The 16,294-nt window shown below is 41.4% G+C and carries 9 protein-coding genes; 7 read left to right on the top strand and 2 right to left on the bottom strand.

The features are described 5' to 3' along the window. Window positions 1–3: 3 nt before the first annotated feature. Window positions 4–480, bottom strand: coding sequence for a hypothetical protein (locus FO442_RS17940; RefSeq protein ID WP_144334592.1), 477 nt, complete (start codon window positions 478–480; stop codon window positions 4–6). Window positions 481–886: 406 nt separating this feature from the next. Here FO442_RS17940 and FO442_RS17935 point away from each other — a divergent pair, with 406 nt between their 5' ends. From FO442_RS17935 to FO442_RS17905, 7 genes are all read left to right on the top strand, one after another. Further along, complete coding sequence (locus FO442_RS17935) at window positions 887–1,561, top strand: DUF2461 domain-containing protein (RefSeq protein WP_144334591.1); 675 nt, start codon at window positions 887–889, stop codon at window positions 1,559–1,561. Window positions 1,562–1,564: 3 nt separating this feature from the next. Beyond that, entirely contained in the window at window positions 1,565–3,697 is a 2,133-nt protein-coding gene (locus FO442_RS17930) for a S9 family peptidase (RefSeq protein WP_144334590.1), read from the top strand. A 75-nt stretch (window positions 3,698–3,772) separates the two neighbouring features. Then, entirely contained in the window at window positions 3,773–4,819 is a 1,047-nt protein-coding gene (locus FO442_RS17925; RefSeq protein ID WP_246073880.1) for a Fic family protein, read from the top strand. A 95-nt stretch (window positions 4,820–4,914) separates the two neighbouring features. After that, complete coding sequence (locus tag FO442_RS17920) at window positions 4,915–7,005, top strand: alpha-ketoacid dehydrogenase subunit alpha/beta (protein ID WP_222102009.1); 2,091 nt, start codon at window positions 4,915–4,917, stop codon at window positions 7,003–7,005. Window positions 7,006–7,248: 243 nt separating this feature from the next. Then, window positions 7,249–8,175: a UDP-3-O-(3-hydroxymyristoyl)glucosamine N-acyltransferase gene (locus FO442_RS17915; protein ID WP_144334589.1), complete on the top strand. Its 927-nt coding sequence runs from the start codon at window positions 7,249–7,251 to the stop codon at window positions 8,173–8,175. Beyond that, window positions 8,172–9,419 (top strand): GAF domain-containing SpoIIE family protein phosphatase, encoded by a 1,248-nt coding sequence (locus tag FO442_RS17910; protein WP_144334588.1) that lies wholly within the window; start codon window positions 8,172–8,174, stop codon window positions 9,417–9,419. The genes FO442_RS17915 and FO442_RS17910 overlap by 4 nt, the downstream gene beginning before the upstream one ends. Before the next feature lie 31 nt (window positions 9,420–9,450). Next, entirely contained in the window at window positions 9,451–11,046 is a 1,596-nt protein-coding gene (locus FO442_RS17905) for a hypothetical protein (protein WP_144334587.1), read from the top strand. A 55-nt stretch (window positions 11,047–11,101) separates the two neighbouring features. Here the strand turns inward: FO442_RS17905 and porU2 are convergent, their stop codons facing one another. Beyond that, the gene (gene porU2 / locus FO442_RS17900) at window positions 11,102–16,285 is read right to left on the bottom strand and encodes a putative type IX secretion system sortase PorU2 (protein ID WP_144334586.1); all 5,184 of its coding nucleotides are present in this window, start codon (window positions 16,283–16,285) and stop codon (window positions 11,102–11,104) included. Window positions 16,286–16,294 lie beyond the last annotated feature (9 nt).

Genomic DNA, 16,294 nt, shown 5'->3' with positions numbered 1-16,294 from the left:
GTTTTAATCCAATGATCTGGAAAGTAATGAAATCATTGCCAAAATGACAATGAATAGCTGCGTGGCAGTTTCGTCATCCAAAGTTACCCCTTCAGCATCTTCCATTCCGATTTCCATTGCCATGAATTTTACCAGGTCAGGCTGGTCTGAAAATTCTTCCAAAATGGATTCGTCTTCGTTTTCAAAATATTCATCCAGCAATTGAAAATACGGTTCTTCAAAGGCATCGATTTGCTCGTCTGTTACCGTTTTCGGATGTAATCCTGCCAGAGAATAAGCTTCCAGTACAACGGTGAAATAATAAATCAATAAGCTCTCCAGTCCTTCGTTTTGGTACTCTTGCGCTGCTGACATAATATATCCCAAAAGGACAGGTTGTGCAGTTGTTTGTGCTTCCGATAATCTATCCAATGCATTATCGTCCAGGCTATCTACTTTTTCGATAGCTGCTTCAATGTGTCCTATGGAGACTTGTGCCATGTGTTTTTTTTTCGTAAAGTTACTATTTATGACAGATATGGAATTCATAACGAAAAGGATATTGCAAGATCACATCGAAAAAAAGTTAAAAAGGGGTGTGAGTTTTAATTGATTTGTACATTTACCGGAACTAAAGCAATCCTTATGAGATTCTTACCTATCCTAATGGCAGTTTTGTTGTTTTCGTGCAATAACGGAATAGATAAATTGACCACCGATAATCCAGGTCCGGATGATTTGAATACCAATTTATGACGAGGTTTATTTTTTGGATTGGGACTTATTGATGGTCAGAAAGCAGGAACAATACGGCTTGATTGACTTTAGTGGAACCTGGATTGTTCCGCTTAACGAATAAGGATAAAATCAACAACTTTGCGAATTAGATAAATAGTATCTTTGGCGCATGGCATATTTTACAAAAGACTATCTCGATTTCTTTATTGAATTGGCTGCAAACAACAATAAGGATTGGTTTGATCTCAACAGGAAGCGCTACGAATATTCGGTAAAAAAACCTTTTGCAGATTTTGTTCAGTTATTTATCGACCATTTGGCGAAGTCGCATCCTTCTTTTAAGGATCTGAAAGCGTCCGAGTGTATTTTTCGAATCAACAGGGATATCCGTTTCTCGAAAGATAAAACCCCTTATAAATTAATGTGTTCGGCTGTGGTTGCGCCCAATGGGAAGAAATCCAAAAGTATTCATGGTGTTTACTTTGAATTCGGTCCGGAAGAAGTGCGTGTTTACGGCGGTGTTTACGAGATCGAAAAAGAGGATTTGTTTTTGGTGCGTGAAGGGATAGCGCACAACCCGGAGGAGTTCAATGCGTTGATAACCGATAAAGAATTTGTGAACGTATTCGGTGAAGTTCGGGGTGAACGAAATAAAATTGCACCTAAAGAATTTAAGGAAGAGGCAGAGAAACAGCCTTACATTTTAAATAAACAGTGGTATTTCTTTACAAAATTCGATGCGGAATTAATTCTGCAGGATCATTTGATGGAAACGCTGGATCATTGTTTTCAGGTTGGTTTACCGCTTGAAACGTTTTTTAATAAATTCATTCAAAGACCTTAATTTATGAATAAGTATTTTGGACTAACATTGTTTGTGATCCTTGGATTGGGTGCTCTTGCTCAAAAGAAGCAGTTATCCCTTTCAGATGCTGTACTGCAGCAAAATCGAGCATTCAGAGATGAACAATGCAATGCAATTACATGGATTCCCGGAACGGATTCGTATGTGTATGTAAGCAATAATTATCAGATCATGTACCAGGCTTCCGTGAAAAGAACCGAACCTGAACAGCTTTTCACGATTCAGGAGGTGAATACGATATTGGGGTCCCAATTGTATAACTTTTTCGGATTTTCATTTAAAAGTACAGATGAGTTAATCGTGAATGAGGGGAACAATTACTACTTATTGAACCTGAAATCAAAAACAGGTTCTAAGCTGGTTTCTGTGGTCGAAGGAGGGGCCGGTGCCGAATATGAAATGACCACAGGAAGTGTTGCTTACACACTGGAGAATAATCTATGGATTGTCAATTCCAAAGGAGAAAAAATTGCTGTAACAAGTAACACGGATAAAAATATCGTTTCGGGGCAAACTTTTGCGCGAAGTGAGTTTGGAATTACGGATGGTATTTTTTGGTCCGGAAAAGGTTCTTACCTGGCGTTCTACCAAAAAGACGAAACAAACGTAAAGGAATATCCGTTGGTGGATATTACAAAAGTTCCTGCCGAATTGATGAATATCAAATACCCGATGGCGGGTCAGGGTTCTGAAAAACCGAAAGTAGGAATCTATTCCGTTTCTGCAGGTAAATCAGTATTTATTTCACCAAAAGGGGCTGCGGACAGTTACCTGACAAACCTGAGCTGGACGCCGGATGAAAAATTTGTGTTAATTGCTGAAGTAAACCGCGAGCAAAACCATATGTGGTTGAACCAGTACGATGCAAAAACCGGAGCCTTTGTTAAAACCGTGTTAGAAGAGCAGAATGAAAAATGGGTAGAACCGGAACATCCGGCATTCTTCCCGATGGCAAATTCCAATAATTTTGTGTGGATTTCTGAGAAAAATGGGTTTAACAATTTGTATTACTATACATTGGACGGAGCGTTGATCAAACAATTGACCGCAAATAAATTTGTTGTAAAGGAAATTCTGCAATCAATCAATAAAGGAAAGGAAATTGTATTTGCTGCAACAGGAACAAGTCCTCTGAACACTTTGTTTTATGCGGTTGATCTGAATGGGAAACAACGGTGCTTAACATTGGAAGAGGGAACCCACGGAATTGCAATCAACGAATCTGGTACGTACATTATTGACCAATACTCTTCCCATTCGGTCCCAGGAAAAGTGGAGTTGAAAACGATTACCGGGAAGATTACAAAAACATTGGCTGTTTCCAAGAATAAATTAGCAGAAGTTCAAATCGGAACGGCTGATATCGGTCAGATAAAAGCGGAAGATGGTTCGGTTCTCTATACACGACTGATCAAACCGAGCAATTTCGATCCCAATAAAAAATATCCTGTAATGGTATATGTTTACGGAGGACCGCATGCACAACTGATCACAAACTCCTGGCTGGACGGAGCAAATTTATGGATGTATTGGATGGCGGAACAAGGCTACCTGGTATTTACACTGGATAACCGCGGTTCAGGTGAGCGTGGTTTCGCATTTGAAAGCCAGATTCACAGGCAGTTGGGGGTTGTAGAGATCAAAGACCAAATGAAAGGAATTGATTATTTGAGATCGCTAGCGTATGTGGATACGTCCCGATTTGCGGTTCACGGTTGGTCCTTTGGCGGATTTATGACCACATCCCTGATGCTAAAGCAGGCAGAGACCTTTAAAGTAGGTGTTGCCGGTGGTCCGGTTACAGATTGGAAGTATTACGAAGTAATGTATGGAGAACGTTATATGGACCGTCCAGAAGAAAATGCAAAAGGATACGAAGAGGCGTCTTTGTTTTCCCATGCAAGTAAGTTAAAAGGAGATTTGTTGTTGATTCACGGAACTGTGGACGATGTTGTTGTTCCGCAACACAACGATGCCCTTATTAAGAAATTCATTGACTTGGGAATTCAGGTTGACTTTTTTCATTACCCGATGCACAAACACAATGTACTTGGAAAAGACAGAGTTCATTTGATGCAAAAAGTACTTGAATACATTATTGAACACAATAAGTAAGAAAAGGAGAGTAAAATCTCCTTTTTTTTGGAACAACTTAAAATTATGACTAAATTAGTCATGTAATTTAAAATCATGATTTGGAAGTTCATAAAAAATGCCAGAAAAGCAAAAGGCATGCGCTCGAGAGAGCTCGCAAGTCTTCTTGGTGTTGATCAATCCCTCGTTAGTAAATTCGAGAACGGAAAGCGGCTTCCAACTAAGACCCAATTGATACAACTTTCCAATATTCTTTCTATTGATTCGGATGAGTTAATGAAAGAGTGGCTGACACAAAAAGTTCTGGAAGATGTAAAACAATACTCTTTTGCAGGTGAAGTTTTAACGATGGTTCAGGAAGAGCTGGCGAGTTATTATCCCGAGCGCAAATTCGCTGATTTATCCATTGAGAAAACATTGAACGATATTGACAATCTAAAAAATGAACTGGATCAGATCAGGGCGTTTGAGAATCATCGGATTACTGAAGCACTTGAGGTAGAATATACCTTTGAAAGTAATCGCATAGAAGGAAATACCTTGACACTTCGCGAAACGGATCTGGTAATTAATAAAGGGCTAACTGTTTCGGGGAAAAGTATGCAGGAACATTTGGAAGCAATAAACCATGGAGAGGCAATTCATTATGTTAAAGACCTGATTTCCAGGAATACGATTATTACGGGCAGGGAACTGTTGGGAGTCCATAATTTGATTCTTCGTGGAATTAATCAGGATGAAGCAGGGAGATATCGAAGGATTCAGGTGATGATTCAAGGAAGCAACCACATGCCTCCGCCACCGTATCTCGTAGAAAAACAAATGGAGGATTACTTTATTTGGTATGAACGCAACAGATCAAATTTGCATCCCGTAGTATTGGCGGCCGAAATGCATGAACGGTTGGTTACCATTCATCCATTTATTGATGGGAATGGCAGAACCGCGCGCTTAATTATGAATATGATCCTTTTGCAAAATGGTTTTGTGATTGCAAATATCAAAGGTGATAATACTTCTCGTTACAATTATTATGAGGCTCTTGACGAAGTTCAAACTTCCGGAAACAAGGATTCTTTTATCCGTTTTATTGCTGAAATTGAGAGGCAAAGCCTTGAAAGATATCTTTCAATTTTAAAATAAGATTTGTTTTTGTCAGGAAATGTGCCGATTATTCTGTTTGTTATTCAGTTCATTTCCTTTTTGAATCTTATCTTTGTTACAAAAAAATCCCCAAAATGGCAGATACTCTTTCGAAGACCATGAAATCTACTATTAAGACTAGTAAGGATGTTTTGTTGAAAGCCTTTCGTTTAATGGCTACTGCAAAAACATTAGCTGAGAAATATGAAGCGAATAAGGAAATCACTGCGAAATATGTTCATGCTACTTCCAGAGGACATGAGGCTATCCAATTAGCTGTAGGTTTGCAGTTAAAGCCACAGGATTGGGTTTCTCCCTACTACCGAGATGACAGTATTCTTTTGGGAATAGGGATGACTCCGTATGAATTGATGCTACAGGTATTTGCCAAAAAAGATGACCCGTTTTCAGGAGGGAGAACCTATTATTCTCATCCTTCATTGAAGCGGGATGATATGCCAAAAATTCCACACCAGTCCTCTGCTACAGGGATGCAGGCAATTCCTACAACCGGAATTGCAATGGGAATTCAGTACAAAGAGAAAACAGGGCTAGCGGAGGATTTCAACGGTGAAAATCCGATCGTGGTTTGTTCTTTGGGAGATGCCTCCTGTACTGAGGGAGAAGTTTCCGAGGCTTTTCAAATGGCGGCCTTAAAGCAGTTTCCAATTGTTTACCTGGTCCAGGATAATGGATGGGATATTTCAGCAAATGCTGCTGAAACGAGAGCACAGGATATCAGCTATTATGCACAGGGATTCAAAGGGATTGAAGTAAGAACAATCGATGGGAGTGACTTTGACCTGTCATTCCAGACTGTTCAGGAAGTTTTCGAGATTGTTAGAAAAGAGCGAAGACCCTTTATTATTCATGCAAAGGTTCCGCTTTTGGGACATCATACATCTGGTGTTCGGAAAGAATGGTATCGGGATGATTTGGAAGAAGCGGCAACTCGTGATCCTTATCCGAAATTGAAAGAAATTATCCGTGAACTGGAAGGAGAAGCAGATATCATCAATATTGAAGCGGATACCCGTAAGTTAGTAGATGAAGATTACGAACGGGCTTTGAATGCAGAAGACCCGGCTCCGGCAAGTGTGACGGATTTTATTTTCGCACCGACACCTGTTACGGAAGAAAAAGGGGAACGCGAACCCGCTGGAAAGAAAAAAACGGTCATGGTTGACAGTGCGTTATTTGCTGTTCGTGAGATCATGTCCGAGCATCCGGAGGCATTGCTTTATGGTCAGGATGTTGGCGGAAGACTGGGGGGTGTTTTCAGAGAAGCGGCAACGCTTGCCCAAACATTTGGGGACGACCGTGTTTTTAATACTCCAATCCAGGAAGCCTTTATCATTGGCTCTACTGTTGGAATGTCTGCTGTTGGCTTGAAACCTTTTGTTGAAGTTCAATTCGCGGATTATATTTGGCCGGGATTGAATCAGTTATTTACAGAAGTTTCACGATCCAACTACCTGTCGAACGGAAAATGGCCGGTGAGCTGTGTGATCCGTGTTCCGATCGGAGCCTACGGGTCAGGAGGTCCTTACCATTCTTCCAGTGTGGAATCTGTTCTGGCAAATATTCGTGGTATAAAAGTCGTGTATCCTTCTACAGGTGCGGATTTAAAAGGCTTACTGAAGGCGGCATATTATGACCCGAATCCAGTGGTGATCCTGGAACATAAAGGATTGTACTGGTCAAAAATCCCAGGAACGGAAGGAGCAATGTCTATCGAGCCGGATGAAGATTACATCATCCCGATCGGTAAGGCACGGATCGTAAAGGAAGCAACCGATTCTGCAATCAAAGACGGGGAATCTTGTGTCGTGGTTACTTATGGCCGGGGAGTTTACTGGGCCCTGGAGGCTTCAAAACACTTTGAAGGGAAGGTTGAAATCCTGGATTTACGCTCGATTAATCCATTGGATATGGAGGCGATTGCAGCTTCTGTTGAAAAACATGGAAAGGTATTGCTGGTTACCGAAGAATCCGTTGAAGCATCCTTTACACTTGGTTTGGCAGGACGAATTCAGAGAGACTGCTTTCAGTCACTGGATGCGCCGATTGGCCTGGTAGGTGCAATCGATACTCCCGCCATTCCATTGAATTCGACATTAGAGGCTGAATTATTGCCGAATGCGGATAAAGTACAAACAGCCCTTGAGAAACTATTAACGTATTAAATCCTGAGCCAATCATCCGCTGGAGTTCTGGTGATACCCGAGCGATTACAACGAAAACAGGTCTGTTGGATGGGGGGGTGATGATCCCGATCTGGACTTTGCTTGCTGTTGCTTAGATCCTTATCCGGATGTTATTGTGCATGTCTGTGTATTCATAATTTGTGAACATTTTTGCTTTTATAAGTAATTGAATCCGGAGAGAAACCGATTCCATTAGGTCTTACTTTTATATGGAGAAAGTCTATGAAAATCGGAAGCATACATACAGTGGGCGCGATTGCGCAGTTTTTGGGTAGAGCAGTCATTGGTGATGATACCTTGATTGTTACCGGGATCAATGAAATTCATCGGGTTGAACCAGGTGATTTGGTTTTTGTAGATCATCCCAAATATTACGATAAAGCCCTGAATTCAGCTGCCTCCTTTATTTTGATTGATCGCGAAGTCCCGATACCGGAAGGAAAGGCGTTGATTATTTCTCCTGTACCATTCGATGATTACAATAAGCTGACTAAAAAATTTTCTCCATATAGACCACAAATGTCGATGACCGGGGAAAATTGCCGGATAGCGGACTCCGCACATCTTTCGCCTAATTGTTTTATAGGTCATGACGTAATTATCGGCGAAAATGTGACGATCCATCCTGGAGCGTATATCGGAGACGGAACTGTGATCGAAGAGAATGTCATTATTGGTCCCAATGCGGTGATTGGGCATTATGCTTTTTACTATAAAAAGAAACCGGGTGGATATGATCGCATGCATAGTTGCGGATTTGTTTACATCGAGAAAAATGTAGAGATCGGAGCCGGATCGACAATTGATGCCGGAGTGAGCGCCATTACCAGAATCGGTGAAGGAACCAAAATTGATAACCTGGTCCAGGTTGGTCACGATACAATCATTGGAAAGAATTGCCTTTTCGCCTCCCAGGTAGGAATTGCGGGGTGCTGTATAATCGGTGATAATGTCACACTGTGGGGACAAGTTGGTTGTGCTTCGGGAATAACAATTGGGGACAATGTGGTGGTATTGGCTCAATCAGGTATAGGTAAGGACCTGGAACCAGGGAAAGTATATTTTGGAAGTCCCTGCGACGAAGCCAAACTGAAAATGCGTGAACTGATTGTTCTGAAAAACCTTTCGGAATCGAGTAGTAAAAAATGAAAATAGAGACCCGCATAGCGAATTTGGAATCACAGGTTGAATTAGGGGAATTCCGGTTGAATTCACTCCTGGAATTAACCCGTGCCATCGCTACCAATCAAAGCATTGAACAAATCGTTCGCATGTTTGAATTTGTCATGCGGGAGCAATTGGGATTCGATCACTTTTTGCTGTTTAACAAAGAGAATCACTGGAGCCCTCTTTTAAAGGTTGGTCTGAAAAGTAAGCTCAAGGATATTTCCGTAGAAAAAGAATTATACCGTTTTCGCGAAATTACTGTAATCGAGTCCAGTTATTCTGCCATCATCGACGAATTTGATATTATCGTTCCCGTATTTCATAAGGATAAACCGTTAGCTTATTTACTGATTGCCGGAATTGAAGGATCGGGAATAAAGAAATCGGAAACCCTGGCAGATATGCGCTTTGTGCAAACGCTTACGAACATGGTTGTAATGGCCATCGAAAACAAACGCATGGCGCGGGAAGAGTTGAAGCGGGAACGCCTGAAAAAGGAATTGGAAGTTGCGTCTGAAATGCAAAAACTGCTCTTTCCGTCCGATTTGCCTTCGAATAAGCAAATGGATATTTCCGCAAAGTATATTCCACGACATGAAGTGGGCGGAGATTACTACGATTTTATCCCTTTGGGAGATAATCAATACGTGATCTGCATCGCGGATGTAAGCGGAAAAGGAATCAGTGCAGCCATGTTAATGGCTAATTTTCAAGCAACTATCCGAACGTTTTACTCGACGGTTCATCAAATCCGTCCGTTTTCTTTAGAGTTCCTCATTGAAGAGCTCAATAAGAAAGTAATGACCAGTGCGAAAGGGGAGAAATTCATCACTTTTTTCATAGCCGTTTATAATGCAGAAACAAGGGAATTGGATTACGTGAATGCCGGTCATAACCAGCCGATCATCACCAATGGTAAAGAAAAGAAATTGCTTGATATCGGATGCGTAGGTTTGGGAATGTTTGACGAAATGCCCTTTATCCAGGTGGGGAAGGAGGTGCTGAAACCCAATACGACACTCATTCTTTACACGGATGGAGTTGTGGAGTTGGAAGACGAGAAAAATTGTCATTTCGAATTGGACCGTTTGATAAAGATCTATCATAATTTTTACCGTCTAAGCATGGAGGACATGAATAACATCGTTTTTTCCAAGCTGGACGAATGGCGTGGAAACCGGAAACTGGTTGATGATACAGCGATATTTTCCTGTAGATTTTTCTGAGTCTTTACTACCTTTGCACAAAAAAGTAACTATGAAAATAATCAATTTAACACTCCTATTTTTCTTAGGAAACCTTTCTTTATTTGCCCAGGATGAAATACCAGTTCCGTCAGAGGTGAAAATTGTAAGAAGTGAACCTTACCCGGTTGTAGATGCCTATTTGAAGGAATATTATCCTTTGGGAAATGGGGAAGTCCTTGCAATTAAGTTAAATCGAAAAGGAGGATTAATCGTCCAAAAATTCAGCGGAGAAAATCTGAACGAAACATTAAAAGGAGAATCTCTTTTAAAGATCGAAAAAGGAACGGCTATTGAAGGTACGTTTAAAATGGGAGACTCGTTTTATTTCATGTTCTCTAAATTGACCGGAACACAAGAAGTGACCCTTTATTCGAAAGAAATAAATACGTCAACTTTGATGTTTGAGAATGATGAAAAAGAATTGCTGACAATGACAGAGCCTGAAAACCAGGTTCCTTTTGGTGCAATTGTTCTAAGCAAGCAAACCTTTCCCCGCTTTTCTTTTGACTTTTCGAGCGACAGATCAAAGATGGTTGTTAGCTATAGAAAGAAACCGAAAGTAAAAGATGATTCCAATAACAATGATGTTATCGGGATGTATGCTTTTGACTCTGAAATGAATAAGGTTTGGGGAAATGAGTATCAAATGCCTTATACAGAGAGTTTGATGGATAACCTGGATTTCACCTTGGATTCCAATGGGAATGGTTACTTTTTGATCAGAAAATACAAGGAAGAAGTTACCCGTAAGAACAGAGAATCCGCAGACAACCAAAGTCTGGCAATTCTTATTGCAAATCCCGAAGGAAGCTTAAATGAAGTGGAGTTTAACTTGGGTGAATACATCATAGACGATGTTTTCATGAAAGAAAATAAGGATGGAAACATTATTTGTGCGGGTTACTATCGCAAACCGAAATCATATGGAATGGATGGAACGTTCGTTTCCATACTTGATAGCAAAGGGAACCTGAGAGCTCCCAGATTTTATGAGTTTTCACTCGACTTCATCAAAAAGTATAAAAGAATTTCCGAGAAGCAGAAGGGGCGGATGGAGAAAGCAGATGAGAATGGCCGCTTGGCAATGACCAACCTGGAAATGCGCAACATCCAGGTATTGGAAGATGGAGGAGTGGTCCTTGGAGGTGAGATCTATTATGTTACCAGTACAACAGATCCAAAAACCGGTCGGACAACATACACCTATCATTTCGATGATGTAATCCTTGTTAAGATCAATGGAGATGGGGAATTGGGATGGATGGAGAAATTTCCTAAACGGTCCGTAACGGAATCTTTCAGATTGCTTGTCTCGGAGAAATTTACCTATGTTCTCTTTCGTGATCCGCTGAGAAATGCAACAATGACGGAAGATGGAGAAGTGAATAGAGAAATAAGAGGTGATTATGTGACTGCGCACAGGGTGGATAATAAAACGGGAGAAAGAAAATACCTGCCGCTTTTCGACTCAAGAAAAATCGATGGAATTGCAGTCTACCAGTATGCTTTGAACCGCGTAACTGCGTTATCGGATAATTCATTTGCGATAGAACTTTATATCAAGAAAAAAAGCGATATGATGTTCAAAGTGGAGTTTGAGGAATAATTGAATAAAATAGGATCATGGAAAGAAAGACCGCTTTGAAAGAAGCGGTCTTTCTTTATCGCATCAAATACATTTTCCCAAAGTTCTTTTTGAAGTATTGATCAGCACCCGATTCGCGTTGTTTGATGTCTTCCCCATTGATCTTTGCCATTACCTGGTACAGGTAAACACCGTTTGCCAACTGATCTCCGAATTCATCCTTCCCATCCCATGCATATTCCGAAATGTTTCTTCCGATGCGGATCAACCCCAGTTCATCTTCCGTAATTTCCCGGATTACGCGTCCTGAAACAGTCATAATGCGAATAATAATATCATCCGGTACTTCGGTTCCCGTTAGGGTAAATACGAACCGGGTGCTGGTAGAGAATGGGTTCGGGTAATTCATCATTTGCGTAATCGATGATTCGCGGATGACTTCAAAGCTAACTTTGTATTCATAGTCCCCTGAAATATTCCCCGAGCGGTCTGTTCCCTGTACGAAGAGCTGATACATTCCGTCCTGTAAAAATTCCTTTGGGTAAACGATCTTGAATTTCATGTTCTGCCCGTTTGCAGGATACCATTGCATGACAGTATTTCCATTGGCATCAACAAAAGGAATGCGTTTCTGAACTCCGTCAGGTCCGGTCAGGTAAATTCCGAAAAGGGTGGTGTCGTTGACATTGTCCATCACCAAAAAAGGATTGTCATCTTTTAAGGTAATCAGGATTTCACTGGTCGGATCAATGATATCACCATTTAAAATATGCTGCCCGTTAAACGTGACATCCAGGATCGGGTTCTTATTATCTTCCACTACAAAAATGGGAAGTTGCAGGATGTTATTATAATGGTATTGTTCCAACTGATCGGTTTGAACCAGTGAACCGTTTACATACGGATTGATTTCCATCCAAAGGATGTTGTATCCTGGTTGTCCGATCGAATTAAAGTGGATCGTATCCCTCAGCACCTGGTGAATACGCAAAGAATCCTGTCTTGGATAAGGGATCACGTGTTTGACATGCTGTTGATCTTCCAGCCAGTAATCAATTAACAGAGAGTCCATATCAAATTCGCTGACGTTCACGACATCTACTGCAAAACTATAACCTTGTCCCTCATATAAAGTATCACCGCCCACAGATGCGAAGTATCCGGATGATCCGTCGATGGCTGCTTCTGGAACAGGTTGATAAAGCACATGAATGCGGTCAATTTGTGCCGGTGTTAGATTCGGTTTATCTGAATTGTAAATCCCGATTCGGATTTTGGGATAGGTTGTTGCATTAACCAGTCCATTCAGGTTGATGATGGAATCTATCGGTGTGAACATCGTGTCAAGAGTTCCTACCAATTGATTCAATACGTCGTATTTCTCTATAAAGATGCGAACACTGTCTGTTGATGGGGACTCCAATGAATCCCTTCTCCAGTATAGTGTTTCCCATTGAAGGGCAGGACCAATTTGAGGAGTTTTTTCGACACCCGCATAATCAGGTTTATAGACATGCGCATTAAGTTGTAATCTGGGACCGTCTTCAGAGGTTCCGGTCATCACAACTATATCCTGGGGCCATATTTTTACTTGATTGAAAGAAGTTGTTCCTTTTTTAAAAAAGACTGCGAACGGTTTTTCCTGGTTGGTATTGTTAATTTGTGGAAATCCAAGGTTTTGAAAAAGAGTATATACAGAAGGTGCAACTACGTCCCAAGAGCTATAATATGTTTGTGCCGGAGTGTAAATAACAACATAGTTGCTGTCCGGAATCCCATTTTCGATCATGTTTTGGAAATTGGCCATAGATGAAGCATCTGTTTGGTCGAACATAAACCATTTTTCAAAACGAGGTCTGCACCCTCCATTGTTATTGAGATTGCCGAAATTCATTGAGGGGTCATCATTGCTGGTAGCTGGATTTCCACCACCACATCCCGGACAATGTGTTTTCCATGGCTCTAGGATTATCGGATCCAAGACTCCAACATATATATATGGTGTAACGCCGCATGTTGCGTATTCTACTAGATCATTGTCAAGAGACCAGGCGTTGTAGACAGAATGGAAATCGAACACATCGATTGTAACAGTATGCAATTCGCTTGGGATAAAGTCTCTTTTTCTATTTGTGCGATCATAAATTAGACCGGAAAAGGAATTATTCTTAAACTGGAAAAAGTGATCTTGCCCCCAGCCGCGTTTTCCCGGAATATACTGAAAGGAATATTCAGCCCAATTCGGAGTGGTGCTGTCAACTGCAACTCTCCAAAAATAAACGGTACTGTCCGTACATGTCAGCGGGAAAGGTGAACCGAATGCGGATAACCATTGGTCCGGTCTGACACTTTTTACACCACCAAGTCCTGTAACCGAAAAACGTCTGAGTTGCGGACTATCGTACGTATCTGTAGTATCCAGTTCGAAACGATAAGTTCTCATACCGGCTATCGGGTTGATGGTAGATGCTTTTACGGTAATGGTATCGTAAGGGATTACAGCGTAATTATATGGCCAGATCGGCAACATTCCGTCGATATTGAGGAAAAAGTTGGCACTTGCCGTGTTATTGGAGATTTCCTCGAATTGTTCGTCGTACACGTTTGGAATATCCACTGAAACCGTAAATGTGTTTACACCTGCACTGAATTCAGGTTGCAAAGGAAATTTTCGTTTGACAATCGTATCGTAATTCAGGCGGGGCAGAAAAATAACTTTCATCGAATCAACCGGGCTGCCTGGAAAGTTTCTCCGGATCTCCACGTAAACAGGCGTTTTGATCGACTTACCGAGGTTGCGAATAGTGAATGTCAGCTCGACACTGTCAACAGATAAATTCACGTTATTCGGGCTCAGGCTCAAATCCGAAGCCCGGATATCAATTTCAGGATCTGTGCTGTAATTGACTTTAAGCATCGGATCTCCATGAAGGGTCATTTGCGTACAGGCTGTTTCATAAAACAAAGCTCCGCTGGTCAAGGTTATGGCTTGATCATACATGTGCCGGATGGTACTTTTTATTTGAGAACCAAAGGTCTTTCCATAATTCTTATAGGAAAACTGCCGGTATAATTCGGTAGAATAAATGGCAAGCGGTGAGTCATAACCAACTGAAATTGTTGAGAGGAATGCAATGGCCCCTTCGTTCGGAATATTGACGAAGTTTTCAGAAGTGGAATTCCCGGATTTGAAAATGTTCCCATTATAACAGGAGTTCCCGATCACGATCGGATATTTTCCAAAATTATTCCAGTTACTCGGTTCGTCAATGTTGATTTCAAACCCATTATTGGAAGCAGCGGCATGACCAAAGAAGTTCATGATGGAAACCCCATCCTCTATTTTTTGAGTGACCGTTGTCACTACATTCGGATCGAGCGGATTGCTGGAGGTTTTAAAATAATTGGTCACATTTCCCGCAAATAGGGTGTCCTCCACGATATGTTTCATATCGTTCATGTATCCTTGAAAAATAGTTTGCTGCTGTGCGCTGGACCCTCCTACAAAGTGAAGCAATTGTTTCTGCCAGTTTTTCGTTTCAGCAAAGTTAATTCCCGGATTGTTTTGTGCGTCTTCGTACTGTTCAATCTTAGAAAGGTAATTTCCCACTTCTGTATTGGAAGTCATGGAAAGTCTTCCCGTAGGAACGAGAGGTTCCCAGGCATTGTTGCTGATCAGGCAGGAAGTTAAAGCAATATCACTTGCCGGATATCCCATTGGAGGAATCAGACAATTTGCAAAAGCTGCAGGAGAGTAGCGCGTTTCACCGATCGTTAACCCTTTTCCGATCAACAAAAGACCTTCCGGTTTTTGGATGCTGTTGTCGTTGATAAAATCGACGAATCGACGAATGGCAAGCGGGTGTTTAATGATCCCGCTGGAGAATTGCAGGTATAATTCTTCAATATTTGCAGAAAGGACATTGTGGCCTCCGCCGCTCATAGAAGATCGATATGCGGCATAGGAATCCTTGCTGCTCGCAAGCGAAGGATGATAAACAAAGATCAATGCTGAATCCGTATTCATAGAACTGAAGTCTGTAAAAGTCCCCGTTCCATTTACAGGTGTTAAAGGACCGACAGGAAGTGCGCCGTTTATGTCGACCACCAACACTTCTGTTTCATTGCTCCAGGTATTGTTCGGAATGATGAATTGAACCACTCCTGCATTTACGGTACATACTTCATACCTTGGAACAGACCCGAAACTAAGTACTAAAGGTGCTGATCCGATAAAACTGGTCAGATCGACCCTGCTTTTCACGGCTCCGTTCTGAACAAAGAACCGCTGAGATAATTGGTGATTACTAACTGGCAGCATCGGATAAGAAAGCATCGCATAGGTAAAGATTTGCCTGTCAACGGTTACATTCAAATCAGCAATAATTTCGTGGTGCACATTCGTATTGCCGTTCGTCAGATCACCTGCCTGGAAAGTCATCACTTTTTTTACCTGCGAATACGAACTGTAGGTGGTGTCAATGATCGGTAAATTGGCAGTTCCGAATGATAATTTGGTATGATGATTATGTTGAAACGGATGCGTACTTCCTAAACCTTCCGAATTAGAGGAGACCCGGCATTCCAGCTTAACGGATATTCCTCCCGGACCCGTATAAACATTGGGAGTTGGGATCGGGATATCTGACAAAACATTAGACGTTTGGGCCGCAATTTCAGGTAAACCGTATCCTTCCCCGCGCGAATAAATAGAGCCAGAAGCTTCATCAAGAACCAGCCCTTCACAATACGCATTGTTGTATTGACTCCTGAATTCGGACCGGACGAAATTGCTTGGAGTGTAATTGGAGTAATTTTGGTCTGGCTGCAAAGCAAATCGCAATCCGGAACCTGAATTCTTCCAGGAAAAAAAGTAGGTAATTGTGTCGTTGATCAAACTGTATCCCGGATTGGCCATCTGGGAAGGGTTCGGATACATGAGGGAATCCAGCCAGCCGTCATTTTTGTAGGCATAGAATAAAAAATAATCTCCCGGATCAAATGAATTGTCTCCATTGTCGACCATGTAAAGGGGGATTTCTTTGTCTTTTCCGAAAATTTGAAAACTGGAAGGAGATATTCCTGAAACAGGCACCCCGTTATTACTCAATGTCGTGTAATCAATTTTATAGAGGCCGGTTTGTACGATTTTAAAACCGTAAAATTTTTGGGAATAATCGATCCATTCATTCCCATAGGGTTGACTCCACGCAAAAATGACAGGTAAAAGTGTAAGTAGTATTAAGCAGAGTTTTTTCATAGGCTCTTC

Source organism: Fluviicola chungangensis (genome assembly GCF_007558725.1).
Classification (GTDB): domain Bacteria; phylum Bacteroidota; class Bacteroidia; order Flavobacteriales_D; family Crocinitomicaceae; genus Fluviicola; species Fluviicola chungangensis.
Note: the sequence above shows the minus strand (reverse complement) of the source record. Positions and strands in the feature narration are given on the sequence as shown.

Bases quoted from the DNA above. Each gene is read 5' to 3' on its own strand.
- FO442_RS17940 (WP_144334592.1), bottom strand. From the start codon at position 480: ATGGCACAAGTCTCCATAGGACACATTGAAGCAGCTATCGAAAAAGTA.
- FO442_RS17935 (WP_144334591.1), top strand. From the start codon at position 887: ATGGCATATTTTACAAAAGACTATCTCGATTTCTTTATTGAATTGGCT.
- FO442_RS17930 (WP_144334590.1), top strand. From the start codon at position 1,565: ATGAATAAGTATTTTGGACTAACATTGTTTGTGATCCTTGGATTGGGT.
- FO442_RS17925 (WP_246073880.1), top strand. From the start codon at position 3,773: ATGATTTGGAAGTTCATAAAAAATGCCAGAAAAGCAAAAGGCATGCGC.
- FO442_RS17920 (WP_222102009.1), top strand. From the start codon at position 4,915: ATGGCAGATACTCTTTCGAAGACCATGAAATCTACTATTAAGACTAGT.
- FO442_RS17915 (WP_144334589.1), top strand. From the start codon at position 7,249: ATGAAAATCGGAAGCATACATACAGTGGGCGCGATTGCGCAGTTTTTG.
- FO442_RS17910 (WP_144334588.1), top strand. From the start codon at position 8,172: ATGAAAATAGAGACCCGCATAGCGAATTTGGAATCACAGGTTGAATTA.
- FO442_RS17905 (WP_144334587.1), top strand. From the start codon at position 9,451: ATGAAAATAATCAATTTAACACTCCTATTTTTCTTAGGAAACCTTTCT.
- porU2 (WP_144334586.1), bottom strand. From the start codon at position 16,285: ATGAAAAAACTCTGCTTAATACTACTTACACTTTTACCTGTCATTTTT.